This is a genomic window from Micromonospora sp. WMMD1102, assembly GCF_029626265.1.
Lineage (GTDB): Bacteria > Actinomycetota > Actinomycetes > Mycobacteriales > Micromonosporaceae > Plantactinospora.
In genome coordinates this window covers 6134769-6152679 of record NZ_JARUBN010000001.1, presented here as the reverse complement: position 1 = coordinate 6152679, position 17911 = coordinate 6134769, and the positions used below count along the sequence as shown (strand labels likewise).

12 protein-coding genes are annotated in these 17911 nt (G+C 73.3%); 10 read left to right on the top strand and 2 right to left on the bottom strand.

What is annotated here, in order from left to right:
* Positions 1-249 precede the first annotated feature (249 nt).
* The 8 genes from O7626_RS27575 to O7626_RS27540 all read left to right on the top strand — a co-directional run bounded on the left by O7626_RS27575 (position 250) and on the right by O7626_RS27540 (position 13991).
* Positions 250-3552, top strand: a complete 3303-nt coding sequence (locus O7626_RS27575) for an efflux RND transporter permease subunit (RefSeq protein WP_278063990.1) — start codon at positions 250-252, stop codon at positions 3550-3552.
* A gap of 94 nt (positions 3553-3646) precedes the next feature.
* Complete coding sequence (locus O7626_RS27570) at positions 3647-4891, top strand: MFS transporter (RefSeq protein ID WP_278063989.1); 1245 nt, start codon at positions 3647-3649, stop codon at positions 4889-4891.
* A gap of 189 nt (positions 4892-5080) precedes the next feature.
* A complete protein-coding gene (locus tag O7626_RS27565) occupies positions 5081-5701 on the top strand; it encodes a phosphodiesterase (RefSeq protein WP_278063988.1) in 621 nt (206 codons plus the stop codon).
* 95 nt (positions 5702-5796) lie between these two features.
* Positions 5797-6663, top strand: coding sequence for an SPFH domain-containing protein (locus tag O7626_RS27560; RefSeq protein WP_278063987.1), 867 nt, complete (start codon positions 5797-5799; stop codon positions 6661-6663).
* Between the two features lie 12 nt (positions 6664-6675).
* On the top strand, positions 6676-6924 hold the full coding sequence (locus tag O7626_RS27555) for a hypothetical protein (RefSeq protein WP_278063986.1): 249 nt from the start codon (positions 6676-6678) through the stop codon (positions 6922-6924).
* A gap of 86 nt (positions 6925-7010) precedes the next feature.
* The gene (gene thrB / locus O7626_RS27550) at positions 7011-7958 is read left to right on the top strand and encodes a homoserine kinase (protein WP_278063985.1); all 948 of its coding nucleotides are present in this window, start codon (positions 7011-7013) and stop codon (positions 7956-7958) included.
* 298 nt (positions 7959-8256) lie between these two features.
* On the top strand, positions 8257-10284 hold the full coding sequence (gene rho, locus O7626_RS27545) for a transcription termination factor Rho (RefSeq protein ID WP_278063984.1): 2028 nt from the start codon (positions 8257-8259) through the stop codon (positions 10282-10284).
* 203 nt (positions 10285-10487) lie between these two features.
* Positions 10488-13991, top strand: coding sequence for a phosphodiester glycosidase family protein (locus tag O7626_RS27540; protein ID WP_278063983.1), 3504 nt, complete (start codon positions 10488-10490; stop codon positions 13989-13991).
* 110 nt (positions 13992-14101) lie between these two features.
* On the opposite strand, the gene O7626_RS27535 is transcribed toward O7626_RS27540, so the two are convergent.
* On the bottom strand, positions 14102-15004 hold the full coding sequence (locus O7626_RS27535) for an AAA family ATPase (RefSeq protein ID WP_278063982.1): 903 nt from the start codon (positions 15002-15004) through the stop codon (positions 14102-14104).
* On the bottom strand, positions 15001-16134 hold the full coding sequence (locus tag O7626_RS27530; RefSeq protein WP_278063981.1) for an RNA ligase: 1134 nt from the start codon (positions 16132-16134) through the stop codon (positions 15001-15003). The genes O7626_RS27535 and O7626_RS27530 overlap by 4 nt, the downstream gene beginning before the upstream one ends.
* A 294-nt stretch (positions 16135-16428) precedes the next feature.
* Here O7626_RS27530 and rpmE point away from each other — a divergent pair, with 294 nt between their 5' ends.
* Together rpmE and prfA are read left to right on the top strand one after the other, a co-directional pair.
* Positions 16429-16653: a 50S ribosomal protein L31 gene (gene rpmE / locus O7626_RS27525; protein WP_130462188.1), complete on the top strand. Its 225-nt coding sequence runs from the start codon at positions 16429-16431 to the stop codon at positions 16651-16653.
* A 141-nt stretch (positions 16654-16794) separates the two neighbouring features.
* Positions 16795-17883, top strand: a complete 1089-nt coding sequence (gene prfA, locus O7626_RS27520; protein WP_278063980.1) for a peptide chain release factor 1 — start codon at positions 16795-16797, stop codon at positions 17881-17883.
* Positions 17884-17911: the final 28 nt, after the last annotated feature.

Sequence of the window (17911 nt, the reverse complement as noted above, 5' to 3'; positions counted from 1 at the left end):
TGGGCGACGCCGGCCCGCGCCGGCCCATCCTGTCCGGGGCCGGAGTCGGATCCGGCCTGCTGAGAGGCGGCTGAGCCGGAGTTGTCGCCGGGGCGGGTGACCGGCACGCCGGTCAGCGCCCCGGCGCCGGGGCTGAGTTCCGGGTCAGGCAGACTTTCCCTGCCGCGCCGAGCCGGACCTCGCGCGATCGCAGACTCGCGCCAACCCGACAACACTCGCGCCGACCCGAAAAACAGGAGTGAGCCGCTGATGTCGTTCCTCGCCAGACTCAGTCTCGCCAACCGAGGGCTTGTCGCGCTCATCGCGATCGTGGTCACGGGGTTCGGCGTGTACGCCGTACCGTCGCTGAAGCAGCAGCTCCTGCCCTCGCTGGAGTTCCCGGCGGCCTTCATCGTCGCGCCGTACCCGGGCGCCGGGCCGGAGGTGGTGGAGGAGCAGGTCGCCGAGCCGATCGAGAACAGCATCCAGGGGATCGCCGGGCTGACCAAGGTCACCTCGACCTCCCAGGAGGGCAGCGCCACCCTCCAGGTCGAGTACGAGTTCGGCACCGACCTGGACGACGCGGTCAACAAGATGCAGACCGCCCTGAACCGGCTCTCGCTGCCCGAGGACGTCGAGCCGCAGGTGATCGCCGGCAGCACCGACGACCTGCCGGCGGTGGTGCTCGCGGCGGCCGGCAACGGCGACGAGCGGGCCCTGGCGGACAAGCTCGCCGAGACCGTCGTACCCGAGCTGGAGTCGATCGACGGCGTCCGTACCGTCGAGGTGACAGGTGCCCGCGACCAGCAGGTGGTGATCACCCCGGACCCGGTCAAGCTGGCCGCCGCCGGGGTGGCGCCGACCGCGATCGGCGAGGCGCTGCGGGCCAACGGGGTCACCATCCCGGCGGGGGCGCTGACCGTGGCCGACCAGACCCGGACCGTCCAGGTCGGCGGCCGGATCGGCTCGGTGGAGGAACTCGGCGGGATCTTCCTGACCGGGCGGGCCGGCGGGCAGCCGGTCCGGCTCGGCGACGTGGCGACCGTGCGGCAGCAGCTCGCCCCGCCGACCTCGTTCACCCGGACCGACGGCGAGGACAGCCTCGGCATCATGGTCACCGCCGCGCCGGACGGCAACGCGGTGCGGATCTCGCACGACATCCGGGACCGGCTCACCGAACTCTCCGGCGCCTCCGGCGCGACCCTGACGGTCGTCTTCGACCAGGCGCCGTTCGTCGAGAAGTCGATCGAGAGCCTGACCACCGAGGGCCTGCTCGGCCTGGTGATGGCCGTACTCGTGATCCTGGTCTTCCTGCTCTCCGTCCGCTCGACGCTGGTCACCGCGGTCTCCATCCCGCTGTCGGTGGTGGTGGCGCTCATCGCGCTCTGGGTCGCCGACTACTCGCTCAACCTGCTCACCCTCGGCGCGCTGACGATCGCGGTCGGCCGGGTCGTCGACGACTCCATCGTGGTGCTGGAGAACATCAAACGACATCTCGGGTACGGCGAGGACAAGCGCACCGCCATCCTCGGCGGGGTACGCGAGGTGGCCGGCGCGGTGACCGCCTCCACCCTCACCACGGTCGCCGTCTTCACCCCGATCGTGCTTGTCGGCGGCTTCGTCGGGCAGCTCTTCGCGCCGTTCGCGATCACCGTCACGGTGGCGCTGCTCGCCTCGCTGCTGGTCTCGCTGACCATCATCCCGGTGCTGGCGTACTGGTTCCTCCGGCCGGCGAACGGCGGTGCGACCGAGCAGGCGGTCCGGCGGGCGGCCGAGGAGAAGGAGCTGCGCAGCCCGCTGCAACGCGGGTACCTGCCGGTGATCCGGTTCGCCACCCGGCGGCGCTGGCTCACCGTCGCGCTCGGCCTGGTGGTGCTGCTCGGCACCTTCGCGCTCTCCACCCGGCTGGAGACCAACTTCCTGGACGACTCCGGCCAGGACACCCTGAACATCAGCCAGGAGATGCCGGTCGGCAGCAGCCTGGCCGCCACCGACGCCGCCGCCAAGCAGGTCGAGCGGGTGCTCTCCGACGCCGACGGGGTCGAGTCGTACCAGGTGACCGTGGGCGGGGGCGGCGGGAACCCGTTCGCCGGCGGCGGCAGTGCCAACGAGGCGAGCTTCTCGGTGGCGTTGACCGAGGAGGCCGACGCCGAGCGGGTCGAGCGGGCGCTGCGGGCCGAGTTCGACAAGCTGACCGGGGCCGGTGAACTCAGCTTCGGCGGGGCCGGCGGGCCGGGCGGGGGCGCGGTGGACGAGATCCAGGTGATCGTCCGCGCCGCCGACCAGGACGTACTTGTCCGGGCGACCGAGCAGGTGCGGGAGGCGATGGCGGAGACCGCGGACGTGACCGACGTGCGCAGCAGCCTGGCCGAGAGCGCGCCCCGGATCGACGTCACGGTGGACCGGGCCGCCGCCGCCCGGCTCGGGCTCTCCGAGGCGGCCGTCGGGCAGCTCGTCGCGCAGCAGTTCCGGGGCAGCCCGCTCGGCCAGGTGTCGCTGGACGGCGCGCAGCAGGACGTGGTGCTGCGTACCGGTGCGCCGCCGGCCGGGATCGAGGCGCTCCGGGCGATGCCGGTGGGGCCGCCCGGTCCGGCCGGTGCGGTGAAGCTCGGCGACATCGCCGAGGTGACCGAGGTGCAGGGCCCGATCGCGGTGACCCGGATCGACGGCGAGCGCAGCGTGACGGTCAGTGGCACGGCCACCGGCTCCAACCTGGGCGCCACCACCACCGCCCTGCGAGAGAAGCTCGACGGGATCGAGGTGCCGGGGGCGAGCTTCGAGATCGGCGGCGTCAGCGCCGAGCAGCAGGAGGCCTTCGCCGACCTGGGGCTGGCGGTACTCGCCGCGATCGCGATCGTCTTCGTGATCATGGTCGCCACCTTCGGCAGCCTGGGCCAGCCGCTGATCCTGCTGGTCTCCATCCCGTTCGCCGCGACCGGTGCGATCGGGCTGCTGCTGGCCACCGGCACCCCGCTGGGCGTACCCGCGCTGATCGGTGTGCTGATGCTGGTCGGCATCGTGGTGACGAACGCGATCGTGCTGATGGACCTGATCAACCAGTACCGGGCGCAGGGGATGGGCGTGGTCGAGGCGGTGGTCGAGGGCGGCCGGCGCCGGCTGCGACCGATCCTGATGACCGCGATCGCCACCATCTTCGCCCTGCTGCCGATGGCGCTGGGGCTGACCGGCGAGGGCGGGTTCATCTCGCAGCCGCTGGCGGTCGTGGTGATCGGCGGCCTGATCAGCTCGACGCTGCTCACCCTGGTGCTGGTGCCGACCCTCTACACGATGGTGGAGAACACCAAGGAGCGGTTCCGGCGCCGCCGGGCCGGGGCCGCCGGGGCCGCCGAACCGGACGGCCCGGGTGGGCCGGCCGAGCCGGTGCCGGCCGGGGTCGGATCCGGGGTACGCCAGCCCGGCGCCCAACCCGGCGCCGGCCAGGGTGCCGGATCGCCGGGCCCGGTGCCCGCCCGCCCCTCCGGCGCGCTGGTCGAGGGCACCGACCAGTTCGAGGTACTCCGGCTGCCGAAGACCCGGAGGTCCCCGCTGCCCCCGCCAGGGCAGGAGGACTGACAGTTCCCACCGCCCATCCGCCGCCGGTGCCCGGCCAGCATCCGCACCAGCGCCAGCACCGGCGGCGGAACGGCTCCGGGTAGGGTCCTGGTACGTGTCGTCTGCCGTTTCAGTCCTTACCCGGAACCGGGACTTCCGCCGCCTCTTCACCGCCGAACTCGTGGTCTTCGGTGCCGACTGGTTCGTGATGGTCCCGCTGCTGGTGCTGCTGCCCGAGCTGACCGGCAGCGGTGTGTGGGGCGCCCTGATCCTCGCCGCCGACAACGGCATCCTGGCCCTGCTGTTGCCGTACGCCGGCACCGTCGCGGACCGGCTGGACCGCAGGCGGATCCTGATCGCCTCGAATCTCACCGCGCTGGCCGCGATCGTGCTGCTGCTCGGGGTACGCAGCTCCGGCACCGCCTGGCTGGCCCTGGTGGCGGTCGGCGTGGTGGCGGTGGCCAAGGCGTTCTACTCGCCGGCCGCCTCGGCGGCGCTGCCGAACGTCGTCGACCCGGACGACCTCGCCGCCGCGAACGCGCTCGCCGGCTCGGCGTGGGGCACGATGAGCATCGTCGGCGCCTCACTCGGTGGTGTGCTCACCGCGGCCGTCGGCCCGTACGCCTGTTTCTGGGTGGCCGTCGGCGGCCTGGCGGTGGCCGCCGGGCTGACCCTGCTGATCCGCCGCCCGATGCAGCAGCCCCGCGACCACGGCCTGCCGGTGCCGAACCCGTGGGCGGCGCTCGGCGAGTCGATGCGCTACATCGGGCAGCGTCCCCGGGTGCTGGCGCTGGTGACCGTGAAGAGCGCGGTCGGCCTCGGCAACGGCGTACTCACCGTCTTCCCGCTGCTCGCCGTCCTCTACGGTGCCGGCCCGATCGGCACCGGCCTGCTCTTCGCGGTACGCGGTGCCGGCGCGCTGGTCGGCCCGCTGCTGATGCACCGGGTCCTCAAGCACCGCTCCTGGCTCTTCACCGGCCTGGCCCTGTCGATGTCGCTGTACGGCCTCGGCTATCTCGGCGTCTCGGTGACCCGCTGGTTCCCGCTGGTGCTGGTACTGGTCTTCGTGGCGCACCTGGCCGGCGGCAGCAACTGGGTGATGTCCAACTACGCGTTGCAGGACGAGGTGCCGGACCGGTTGCGGGGCCGGGTCTTCGCCACCGACATGATGCTGGCGACGGTGGCGATCGCGCTCAGCCAGCTCGTGGTGGCCGGCGTGGTGGACCACGTCGACCAGCGGGTGGTGCTGGCCGGCTGCGGCCTGACCACCCTGCTGTACGCCCTCGGCTGGTGGTTCGCCACCCGCCGCCTCGCCGACCCCGCGTCCACGGCAGGGGAGGTCACTCTTTCCCCGAAATAGTGCCCTTTCCGGCGCCCTGGGCCACTCTTTCCCCGAAATAGTGCCCGTTCGGGCGCCGGGGGCGCTCTTTCCCCCGGAGTGGTGGCGCGGTGCGTAGTTCGGGCGGGGTGGGGTAGTGGGGTGGGGATGGGCACGGGTGGGGTGGCGGGGCGGTTCGCGGGGCGGGTCGCTCGGTGGCGCGGGGGGCGGATGCTGCACCCGCGCGGGGTGTCGTTCGGCGGGGAGGTCGAGCTGTCGGGGGTGCTCGCCGAGCGGCTGGTCGGCGGTCCCGGCCGGTACCCGGCGACCGTGCGGCTCTCCCGGGGCACGCCGACCCCGGCGGGCTGGCCGGACGTGCTGGGGCTGGCCGTCCGGCTGCACGGTGCCGACGGCCCCTTCGACCTGCTGCTCTCCAGCACCGGCCGGCCGCGACTGCTCCGGCACCTGCCGGTGCCCCGCCGCGACTTCGCCGGCCCGTACGGGAGCCTGCTGGCGTACCGGGTCGACGGCCGCCGGACGTACCTGCTGGCGGCTGCCGACCGTCCGCTCGGGACTTCGCTGGCCGGGGTGGCCGCACTCGCCGCCCGGCACGGGGTCCGGTTCGACCTGCTGGCCGCCGAGGGGTTCCGGGCCCCGGGGCGGCTCGTCGGCCGGGTCGTGCTCGGCGCCCGGCTGCCCGCCGGGACGGACGCTGCGCTCGCCTTCGACCCGGACGGCCGGCGCGGTTCGGGGCTGCGACCCAGGGGGCTGATCCAGCGGCTGCGCCGGGCGAGTTACCCGGTCTCGCAGCGCGGCCGGAACGCCGCCGAGGACCAGTCCCGGTTGCCCTGACGCCACACCTCCGCCGGTCCCGCGTTGGCACGGGGTCGACGGGAGCGCGGCCGTTGGATATCCTGGTGATATCACTTCGCTAGTAAGGAGATGTCATGGAACGAGCCGCCTTCCGGATCTCCGGGTTCATCCCGATCGTGGTGATGCTGCTGCTGGCAGGCGCCGGGGTGGCGAGCATCCTGCCGGTGCTCGACGAGCCGGGTGTCGACGTCCGGATCGGCGTGGTCACCGTCGGCTACGCGGTCCTCGCCATGCTGGTGGCCACCGGCTTCACGGTGGTCAACCCGAACGAGGCTCAGGTGGTGCAGTTCTTCGGCCGCTACGTGGGCACCGTCCGGCAGGCCGGACTGCACTGGACCTGGCCGCTCACCGCCCGGGCGAAGGTCACGCTCCGGGTGCGCAACTTCGAGACCGCCCGGCTCAAGGTCTCCGACGCCGACGGCAACCCGGTGGAGATCGCCGCCGTCGTCGTGTGGCGGGTGGTCGACTCCGCCCGGGCCGCCTTCGCGGTCGACCACCACGTCGAGTACGTCGCCGTGCAGTCCGAGGCCGCCGTCCGGCACCTGGCCACCAGCTACCCGTACGAGGCGCACGACTCGGGGCGGGCCAGCCTGCGGGACAGTGCGGTGGTCAGCGAGGAGCTCACCTCCGAGCTGCGGGAACGGGTCGAACTGGCCGGCGTCGAGGTGCTGGAGTCCCGGATCACGCACCTGGCGTACGCCCCGGAGATCGCCCAGGCGATGCTGGCCCGCCAGCAGGCGAGCGCGATCGTGGGGGCCCGGTTCAAGATCGTGGAGGGTGCCGTCGGCATGGTCTCGAACGCGCTGGACCGGCTGCGCGAGGAGCACGTGGTCGAGTTGGACGAGGAGCGCAAGGCGCAGATGGTGTCGAACCTGCTTGTCGTCCTCTGCGGCGACCGGGCGGCCCAGCCGGTGGTGAACACCGGCTCCCTCTACAGCTAGGTTCGCCCCCTCATGGCGGAACGCAAGAAACTCCTGCTCCGGCTCGACCCGCAGGTCCACGAGGCGATCGCGAAGTGGGCGGCGGACGACCTCCGCAGCGTCAACGCCCAGATCGAGTACGCGCTGCGGCTGGCCCTGCGCTCGGCGGGTCGGGCGGCGAAGCCGGCCCCGGCCGGTGGCCCTGCCGGGTCACCGGCGGAGCCGGACGGCACCCGGCCCGACGGGAGTGGGCGGGAGGGCCGGGAATCCGACGAGCCGTAGGCGTCCCGGCCCTGCCGGGCGCGGTGGCGTCCCAGGGCGCGGACGGCGGGGCCCGGCGCCGGCCACGGGCCGCCTAGCATGAGCCGATGCGGCCGACCTTCGTTTCCGAACCGGTCCGGGTCCAGGTGCCGGCGACCAGCGCCAACCTCGGTCCGGGCTTCGACGCGCTCGGTCTGGCGCTGGCGCTCTACGACGACGTCACCGCCCGGACGGCGTCGAGCGGCTGTCGGGTCGAGGTGACCGGGCAGGGGGCCGGAGAGCTGCCGGACGGCGACGACCATCTGGTCGTCCGGGCCATCCGGGCCGCCCTCGACGCCCTCGGTGGCCAGCCGGACGGGCTGGTGGTGGAGTGCGTCAACCGGATCCCCCAGGCGCGCGGCCTCGGTTCCTCGTCGGCCGCGATCGTCGCCGGGATCCAACTGGCCCGGGGGCTGGTCGAGGACGGGATGCGTCGGCTCGACGACGCGGCGGCGCTGCGGCTCGCGGCCGAGATCGAGGGACATCCGGACAATGTCGCGCCGTGCCTGCTCGGCGGCTTCACGATCGCCTGGGTGGCGGAGGACGGCCTGGCCAGGGCCGTCCGGCTGCCGGTCGCGCCGCAGGTCCGGGCCACCGTGTTCGTACCCGAGGAGCGGGGCCTGACCGCGACGGCCCGGGCGGCGCTGCCGGCGACGGTGCCGCACGCCGACGCGGCCCGCAACGCGGGTCGGGCGGCCCTGCTGGTGCACGCTCTGACCACCGACCCGACGTTGCTCTTCGAGGCCACCGAGGACCGGTTGCACCAGGTTTACCGGGCGCCCGGGATGCCGGGCACCGCCGCCCGGTTGGCCGAGTTGCGTGCGGCTGGTGTGCCGGCTGTGGTCAGTGGGGCTGGACCCTCGATCCTCGCGCTGACCGGCGGTGACGAGATTTTCCAGCCGGGAATGGGCTGGACCGCGCAAAGGTTGCCGATAGACGTAGCCGGGGCCCGGGTCGATGGGGGTACACTGGGACACGCCGAGCGGGACCCTGTTGCCGCAGGTCGGAAGAGTTGATTACGCTCTAGACTTAGCACAGCCGCGAAGCAATGCGACTCCTGCGGGTCGGTGCACCCCCGAAGCTTTCGGCGGTCAGCCCGTCTCACCCCTGCCTAGGTCTACGCCGCACCGCAGTTTCCACAGGTCGCCGCAGGCGGCGAGACCTGCCCACCGATGTTGGTGGGCCGGGAAACCAACCGGCTGCTGTGTTACAGACTCCCGTGACGCGTCAAGCGAGACGGGTGTACCGAGGCCGCCCGGCCAGCCAGCACTTTCGGCCACGGGCAGCCCCGGCCTTATCGAGGGAAGGAATCCATTGAGCGACACCACCGACGTGACGTCGGATGTTTCCAACGTCGCTGGCGAAGCCACCACCGGCGCCACCCGTCGTCGGCGGACCGGCACCGGGCTGTCGGCGATGCTGCTGCCAGAGTTGCAGAGCCTGGCCGCGTCGCTCGGCATCTCCGGTACGGCCCGGATGCGCAAGGGTGAACTGATCGCCGCCATCTCGGAACGGCAGGCTGGCGCCACCAACACCGTGGGCGGCGGTGCGCCGCGTCCCCGCGCCGAGGTGTCGGCCGCGGCCGCCCCGGCCCGCGAAGAGGTCCGGGCCGAGGTGCGGGACAGCGCCGACCGGCCGGATGCCGAGCGTCGGAGCGCCGAGCAGGCGCCGGCCGCGACCGGCGGCAGTGAGGGTCGGACCCGGACGTCCCGCCGGTCCAGCCGTACCGCTGTCGCCACCGCCGAGGCGGAGACCGAGGCGACGCCGCCGACCGAGCGGGCCGACCGCGCGGAGCGTGGCGACCGGGCGGAGCGTGGCGATCGCGGTGACCGCGGCGACCGCGCGGAGCGGGCTGACCGCGGCGAGCGTGCCGAGCGCGGCGATCGTGCCGAGCGGTCCGAGCGCGGCGATCGTGCCGAGCGCGCCGAGGGTGCCGAGCGCACCGACGGCGGCGACCGCAACGACCGTTCCGACCGGGGCGAGTCGCGCAACGGACGTGACCGCAACGAACGCGGTGACCGGGGCGAGCGCGGCGAGTCGCGCAACGACCGGGGACAGCGTTCGGCGGACCGGGACAACGACGACGACGACGGTGACGGCGGCGGCCGGCGCAGCCGGCGGAGCCGTTTCCGGGACCGGCGCCGGGGCCGTGGCGACCGGGCGGAGAACGGCGAGGGCGGTGGCGGCCGGGAGCCGCAGGTCAACGAGGACGACGTGCTCGTCCCGGTGGCCGGCATCATCGACGTGCTGGACAACTACGCCTTCGTTCGGACCACCGGCTACCTCTCCGGCCCGAACGACGTCTACGTGTCGATGTCCCAGGTCAAGAAGTACGGCCTGCGCCGCGGTGACGCGGTCACCGGCGCGGTGCGCGCGGCCCGGGACGGCGAGCAGCGGCGGGACAAGTACAACCCGCTGGTGCGGCTGGACACCATCAACGGGATGGACCCGGACGAGGCGAAGCGGCGTCCCGAGTTCTACAAGCTGACCCCGCTCTATCCGCAGGAGCGGCTCCGGCTGGAGACCGAGCCGCACATCCTGACCACCCGGGTCATCGACCTGGTGACGCCGATCGGCAAGGGTCAGCGGGCGCTCATCATGTCGCCGCCGAAGGCCGGTAAGACGATGGTGTTGCAGGCGATCGCCAACGCGATCACCCACAACAACCCCGAGTGCCACCTGATGGTCGTCCTCGTCGACGAGCGGCCCGAAGAGGTCACCGACATGCAGCGCTCGGTCAAGGGCGAGGTCGTCGCGGCCACCTTCGACCGCCCGCCGCAGGACCACACCACGGTCGCCGAGCTGGCGATCGAGCGGGCCAAGCGCCTGGTCGAGCTGGGCCACGACGTGGTCGTACTGCTCGACTCGGTGACCCGGCTCGGCCGGTCGTACAACCTGGCGGCCCCGGCGAGCGGCCGGATCATGTCCGGCGGTATCGACTCCACCGCGCTCTACCCGCCGAAGCGGTTCCTGGGCGCGGCCCGGAACATCGAGAACGGCGGTTCGCTGACCATCCTCGCCACCGCACTTGTGGAGACCGGTTCCGTAATGGACACGGTCATCTTCGAGGAGTTCAAGGGCACCGGCAACGCGGAGCTGAAGCTGGATCGGAAGATCGCCGACAAGCGGGTCTTCCCGGCCATCGACATCCACACCTCCGGCACCCGTAAGGAGGAGATCCTGCTGGCTCCGGAGGAGTTGGCGATCACGCACAAGCTGCGCAAGGTGCTGCACTCGCTCGACTCGCAGGCCGCGCTGGATCTCCTGCTGGACCGGCTCAAGCAGTCCCGGACCAACATCGAGTTCCTGATGCAGATCGCGAAGTCGACGCCGGGGGAGTAGTCCGTACCCCTGATCCGTAAGCGCACGTCTCGAAGGCCCGGCCGGGATCCGGCCGGGCCTTCGGCTGTCTGTCTCCGGGGGTGTCCGCCTTCCACCGGCTGTCGACGTGGCAGCTCGGTCGGCTTGGAGCACTGACGGAGTTTTCCTTCAGTTCAGTCATCGACTATTGAAACTTCTATACGTCATCGGGTTGACTACCGGGCATGGTGACCCGCCGCCGATCCGGCCGCCGCCTCGCCGGCCTGCTGCTCCTGGTGCCGTCCCTCGTCCTCGCCGGTCCGGTCCCGGCCTACGCCGAACCGGGGCACGCGCCGCCGGCCGCCCCGGCATTACCGTCGCCAGCCGCCCCGGCGCTACCGTCGCCGGTCGCCCAGGGCACCGCGCCGGAGGAGGCGCCGGCCGCCTCGTCGTACCCGGCGCCGTCGACCCGGCCGGTCGCGGCCGACGCCGACGACGCGATCGTCACCGACCGCCGGACCCGGCCGGTCGCGCCCGGTCTCGACCTGACCTCCTTCGACAGGTACGACGCCAACGGCTGGATCCGGGCCGACGCGCTCACCGCCGACCTGGCCGGCGGGCTGACCGTCGACTACGTCAACTCCGGCGAGGTGACCCGGACCGAGCCGCTGCGGAAGGCGGCGGACCGGACCGGCGCGGTGGCCGCGGTAAACGGGGACTTCTTCGACATCAACAACTCCGGGGCGGCCCAGGGGATCGGCATCCGCGACGGCGAACTCGTCCAGTCGCCGGTCGCGGGCCACCACGAGGCGGTCGGGGTCACCGCCGAGGGGGTGGGCCGGGTGGTCCAGGTGCACTTCGACGGCACCGCCACGCTGCCGGCCGGACCGGTCCCGCTCAGCCAGTTCAACAACATGGTCGCGGCCGGCGGGATCGGCGTCTTCACCCCGCTCTGGGGGTCGTACCCGCGCACCCGGGCCGTCGAGGGTGCCGGCCGGGTCACCGAGGTCACAGTGGTCGGCGGCCGGGTCGACACGGTCACCCCGACCGCCGGCAGCGGCCCGATTCCGGCCGGTACGACCGTGCTGCTCGGCCGGGAGGCCGGCGCCGACACGCTCGCCGCGCTGCGCCCCGGCGACCCGGTCGACCTCCGGTACGCCCCGAAGCCGTCGGACGGCAGCACGCTGCGCGCCGCGGTCGGCGGCAACCGGGTACTGGTCCGGGACGGGGTGCCGCAGCAGATCGGCGACGTGAACCCCGAACCCCGCACCGCGGTCGGGTTCTCCGCCGACGGCCGGAAGATGTATCTGCTCACAGTGGACGGACGACAGGCGGACAGTCGGGGCGTGACGCTCACCGAACTCGGCCGGATGATGGCCGAACTCGGCGCGCACGACGCCCTCAACCTCGACGGCGGCGGCTCGTCCACCCTGCTCGCCCGCGAACCCGGCCAACCGGCGGTACGCGTCGAGAACAGCCCGTCGGACGGCTCGGAGCGGCCGGTGCCGAACGGACTCGCGCTCTACGCGCCGCAGGGGAGTGGACGGCTGCGGGCGTACTGGCTGAAGACCGTGCTCGACCCGACGGCCGCGCCGGGCGCGGGGCCGGTGCGCGGCGGACGCCCGGACCGGGTCTTTCCCGGGCTGACCCGGCGGCTCGCGGCGGCCGGCTACGACGAGACCTACGGCCCGGCGGCCGGCACCCCGCACTGGCGGGCCGAGCCGGCGTCCCGGGGCGGCGTCGACTCCGCCGGGGTGTTCCGGGCCCGCCGGGCCGGCGAGGTCACCGTGACCGCGTCCCGGGGCCGGGCGAAGGGCGAACTGTCGCTGACCGTGCTCGGCCCGCTGGCCCGGATCGACGGCACCGTCGACCGGGTCGGGTTGGCCGGTGCGGGCGGCACCGGCTCGTTCGGCGTGGTCGGCTACGACGCGGAGGGGAACACCGCGCCGATCGAAGCGGCCGACCTGCGCCTGGACTACGACCGGGAACTGCTGGAGATCGCCCCGGCCGTCGACGGCACGCTCACGGTGAAGGCCAAGGTGGACAGTGGCGCCGGGTTGGTCACGGTACGCGTCGGTGCGGCCAGCACGGTGCTGCCGGTGACGGTCGGGCTGACCGACGTACCGGTGGCGATGTTCGACGACGCGGAACAGTGGCGGTTCAGCGCCGCCCGGGCCACCGGCTCGGTGACCCCGGTGCCGGGCCGCACCGGCACCGGCCTGAAACTCGGGTACGACTTCGGCCAGTCCACCGGCACCCGCGCCGCGTACGCCGACCCGCCCGGGTACATCCCGGTCGCCGGCCAGCCACAGTCGTTCGGGATGTGGATCCACGCGAACGGAAACGGCGAGTGGCCCAGCCTGCACCTGCACGACGCCCTCGACCAGCAGCACGTGCTGCGCGGCCCCTACCTCGACTGGACCGGCTGGCGGTACGTCGAGTTCGCCGTACCGGCCGGGGTGGCGTACCCGGTGCGGATCCGCCGGTTCTACGTCGCCGAGACCGACGCCGCCGCCGCGTACACCGGGGAGGTGGTGATCGACGACATCGTCGCCCGGGTGCCCGCCGAGGTGGCCGCGCCGGCCGAGCCGCTCCGCACCGACCGGGTGGTGCTGACCGACGGCACCGTGGACCGGGCACCCTGGCGCTTCGCGGTCCTCTCCGACGCCCAGTTCGTCGCGGCCGACCCGGACAGCGACCTGGTCGCCCAGGCCCGCCGTACGCTCCGCGAGGTGAAGGCCGCCCGGCCGGACTTCCTGGTGATCGCCGGGGACTTCGTGGACACCGCCTATCCCGAGGACTTCGCCCTGGCCAGGCAAATCCTGGACGAGGAACTGGGCGGCACGGTGCCGTACCACTACGTGCCGGGCAACCACGAGATCATGGGTGCCCCGATCGGGAACTTCCGGTCGGTCTTCGGGGACACCTACCGGGTCTTCGACCACAGCCCGCCCCGGGGCGGCACCCGGACCCGGTTCGTCACCCTGGACACCTCCACCGGCAGTCTGCGCGGCGGCGGGTTCGACCAGGTGCGCGCGCTGCGTACCGCCCTGGACGGCGCGGCCCGCGACCCGGCGGTCGGCTCGGTGGTGGTGATCGAGCACCATCCGCCCCGGGACCCGACCCCGGCCCGGGCCAGCCAGCTCGCCGACCGGAAGGAGGCGGCGCTGCTGGAACGCTGGCTCGCCGAGTTCCAGCACGAGACCGGCAAGGGCGCGTTGTTCGTCGGCGGACACGTCGGCAGCTTCTCCGCCGACCGGGTGGACGGGGTGCCGTACCTGGTCAACGGCAACACCGGCAAGAACCCGTCGACCGCGCCGCAGCTGGGCGGGTTCAGCGGCTGGACGATGTTCGGGGTGGATCCGGTCTCGCCGGCCGAGGCGGCGGCGGCCCGGCGGGACCCGCTGGCCGAGGGACCCGAGTGGGTCAGCGCGCAGACCCGGGCGCACGTCGACGCGCTCACCCTGACCGCACCGTCCCGGCTGCCGGCGGGTACCGCCGCCGAGGTGACCGCCACGGTGACCCAGCCCGGCGGCCGGCAGGTCCCGGTGGCCGCCCCGCTCTCGGCCGACTGGTCCGGCTCGCCGAACCTGCACATCGGACCGGCCCGGACCATCCGCCCCTGGCACGCCGCCCACTTCGACCCCGCCACCGGCACCCTGACCGCCCGGCACCCCACCACCATCCACCTCACCCTCACCGTCAACGGCGCCACCACCCGCAGCACCGTCGAACTCACCCGCCGCTGACGGGACCGCAAGGGCTCGACCTGGACACCAGAGGCGCTACTTCGGCCGGATAACGCCTCTGGTGTCCAGGTCGACCCCGGCCCGGTGGCACCAGAAGCGGGGTGGGATGCCTAGAAGTCGCCCTCGGCGACCTGGAAGACGGTCAGGCCGAGGGCGCGCCACATCCGGACCACCTGCATCCGGTCGTCGAAGACGCCGACCACCCGGTAGCGGTCGCGGATCTCCCGGTCGAAGATCTCCCGCTTGACCACCGAGTCGCGCCGCTGGTCGCCGACGGCCCGCATGTGCAGGGCCAGGTACGGCACCCCGACGTGCTCGGCCAGCCAGGACTCCGTCTGCTCGCGGCAGGACGCGTCCCGTCCGGTGCAGAACACCACCCCGTAGCCGGCCGCGTGCATGGCCCGGACCGCCGAGATGACGGCGGTGTTCGGGAGGTCCTCACCCACCCGGGTCATGTCGTACGGGCTGCGTCCCGACATCAGCGCCACCGTGCCGTCGATGTCCACGAGTACGATCTCCGGCGCTTGCTCGTCCGGCGGCGGGGTGTAGACGGCGGCCGGCCCGCCCGGCTCGACCGCCGGCACCGGCAACGGCAGTGCCCGCCCGGCCAGGTAGCGCTCGTGCAGCCGGCGGATCGCCTCCTCGCCGACCCGGTCCGGCTCGGGCCGCTCGGCGTCGCGCCGGACACACTCGTCCACCGGTACGTCGGTGAAGTCGTGCACCTCGAACGTGGCACCGAACCGGGCGGCGAGTTGTGCCCAGTCCCGCAGGGTCCGGGAGCGCAGGTTGGTGTCGTCGACGCAGACGTCCGCACCGGCCCGGAGCAGCGCCTCCACCTGGGCCCGCTGCACGACGGTGACCTGGCCCTCGGCCCACTGGGTGAAGAGCCGCTCGCCGTGCAGCATCCGCCGCAGGTCGTCGCGGTTCACCCGGACGACGCCCGGTTGCAGCTTCCGGGCGAAGGTGGTCTTACCGGAGGCGGGCAGCCCCCGGGTGACGATCAGTCGGGTCATGTCGCCTCCTCTCGATTCGTCGTGTGCGGGGTCCAGTCCGCGGACGGGCGGGCCCGCTGCCAGAGCTGCGGGCGGTAGTCGCGGCCGTCCAGGCGCAGGAAGAGGAAGGCCCGCTCCGGATGCCGGCCGGCCCGTTCGGCGAAGTCGCGCCGGGTCCATCCGGTGGGGAGTCCGGCCACGATCTCACCGTACGCCTGCTCGATCTTCGCGGCCCGAGCCTCGACTGTCGCGGTCAGCTCGGCCACGACGGAGTCCACCCAGCGGTGGAACTCGTCCGGCAGCGGCGCGACCCAGGCCGCCAGGTCCCGCCCGCTGACCAGGTACTCCCAGACGGCCCGGGCGTTGAGTCCGAAGACCAGCCGGTGCAGCAGGAGGTACCCCGGATACTTGATCTTGACTCGCTCGTCCGTGTCCGGCCAGTGCACCACCAGCCCCTCCCGACCCTCCCGCACCGGCGCGGCCAGCGCCTCGGCCAGGGTGTGGTACGGCAGCCGCCCGACCACCGGCCCGGGCCAGTCCGGCACCGTCTCCGGGCCGGAGCCACGGCCGGTGGCGATCTCCACGCTGCCGAGCAGCACCAGGTCGTCCAGGCCGCCGTAGTCCAGCACGATCCGGTTCGCCGGATAGACGATCTCGACCAGCACGGTCCGCCCCGGCGGCGGGACGAAGCCGGGGTAGCGGGTCCGGAGCACGGCGGTGGCGTGCCGGGCCTGGTCCGAGGCGAACGAGCCCCGGGTGGCGACCGCGAAGCCGTCCCCGTCCGGATAGACCACGCCGAGGCTGCCGTCGGCCTTGTCGGTGACGATCGCGGGCGCGTCCGGCCGCAGCGCCGGGGCGCCGGGCTGGTCGTGGTTGAAGAACTTCGGGTACGGCCGGGCCACGACCGTACCTGTCGAGGTGTCCACGATCAGCCCCCGACAGGCCACCGTCACCGGCGTCCAGTTTCCGGCATAGGTGCACGCCTCGGTGTAGTTGTAGACCGCCAGCGGGCGCTCCGGATGCCGCTGGACCCGGACGTGGCCGTCGGCGAGCGCGGCGGCCAGCGCCGCCTCGTCCAGGACGTCGGCGAGTCGGGTGGCGGCGGGCCGGGTGGCGGCGGGCAGGGTGGGAGCGGGCGCGCGGGTGACCACGGGTGTGCCTTCCGGCGGAGTGGGAATGCGGGAGGGGGGAGTGACGTTATCCGTCACGGATCACCTGTGCAGCCCGATTTCTTCGGCGACGGTGCCCGGTTCGGGCAGCCCGCCGGCAGGTTCGGGGTCGGTCCGCACCGCCCGGTACCAGGACGGTCCGCCCGGCATGGCACACTGGTCAGTCGGCCACCGGTTCCGGTTCACGCCCGAGTCCGCCACCGGCCGCGACACACGTCGCGGACCCGGCGGAGGCGAGGGCGACCCGGCGACCACCCACGAAAGGACCGAGGCGACATGAAGCCCAACATCCACCCCGAGTACGTGTCCACCGAGGTCACCTGCTCGTGCGGCAACACCTTCACGACCCGCAGCACGGCGAAGGGCGGCTCGATCCACGTCGAGACCTGCAGCGCCTGCCACCCGTTCTACACCGGTAAGCAGCGCGTGCTCGACACCGCCGGCCGGGTCGCCAAGTTCCAGCAGAAGTACGCCAAGGTTCAGGCCAAGAAGGCCAAGTAGCCGCGTCGACGGCGCCCGCCTCCGGCTTCCCGCCGGGGGCGGGCGCCGTCGTGCCGTATCGGCCGGCGTCACCCCGGCCAGCCCGCGCGCCCACCGCCCCCGGCGGAGCCCGTCCACCGTTCCAGCAGAGGGAGTACGAGCATGAGCGGCGATCGGCTGGCCGGTCTCCTCGCCGAGTACGCGGAGCTGGAACGACGGCTCGCCGACCCGGCCATCCACGCCGACCAGGCGACCGCCCGGCGGGTGGGCCGGCGGTTCGCCGAGCTGACCCCGCTGCACAAGGCCGCCGGTGAGCTGGAACAGGCCCGTGCCGACCTGACGGCCGCCCGCGAACTGGCCGCCGAGGACCCGTCGTTCGCGGCCGAGGCGGAGTCGCTGGCCGAGGCGCTGCCCGCGCTGGAGGCCCGGCTCGCCGAGCTGCTGATCCCGCGCGACCCGCACGACGCCAAGGACGTGATCCTGGAGATCAAGGCCGGTGAGGGCGGCGAGGAGTCCGCGCTCTTCGCCGGTGACCTGCTCCGGATGTACCTGCGCTACGCCGAGCGGCACGGCTGGGCGACCGAGGTGCTCGACGCGCAGGACTCCGACCTGGGCGGGGTGAAGGACGTCTCGCTGGCGGTCAAGGCGAAGGGCGTACCGGAGGGCGGCAACGGGGTCTGGTCCCGGCTCAAGTGGGAGGGCGGCGTGCACCGGGTACAGCGGGTGCCGGTCACCGAGTCGCAGGGCCGGATCCACACCAGCGCGGCCGGCGTACTCGTGCTGCCGGAGGCCGAGGAGGTCGACGTCACCATCGACCCGAACGAGCTGCGGATCGACGTCTTCCGCTCGTCCGGGCCGGGCGGCCAGTCGGTGAACACCACCGACTCGGCGGTGCGGATCACCCACCTGCCGACCGGGATCGTGGTCTCCTGCCAGAACGAGAAGTCCCAGTTGCAGAACCGGGAGCAGGCGATGCGGATCCTCCGGGCCCGGCTGCTCGCCAACGCCCAGGAGCAGGCCGACGCCGCCGCCTCGGACGCCCGCCGTTCCCAGGTGCGTACCGTCGACCGGTCCGAGCGGATCCGGACTTACAACTTCCCGCAGAACCGGATCACCGACCACCGGATCGGCTACACGGCGTACAACCTCGACCTGGCGCTCGCCGGTGAGCTGGACGGGGTGCTCGACGCGCTCGCCGAGGCGGACCGGTCCGCCCGGCTGGCCGGCGAGACGGAGCTGTCCCGCCGCTGACGCACACGCCGGGCGGCTGCCCTGACGC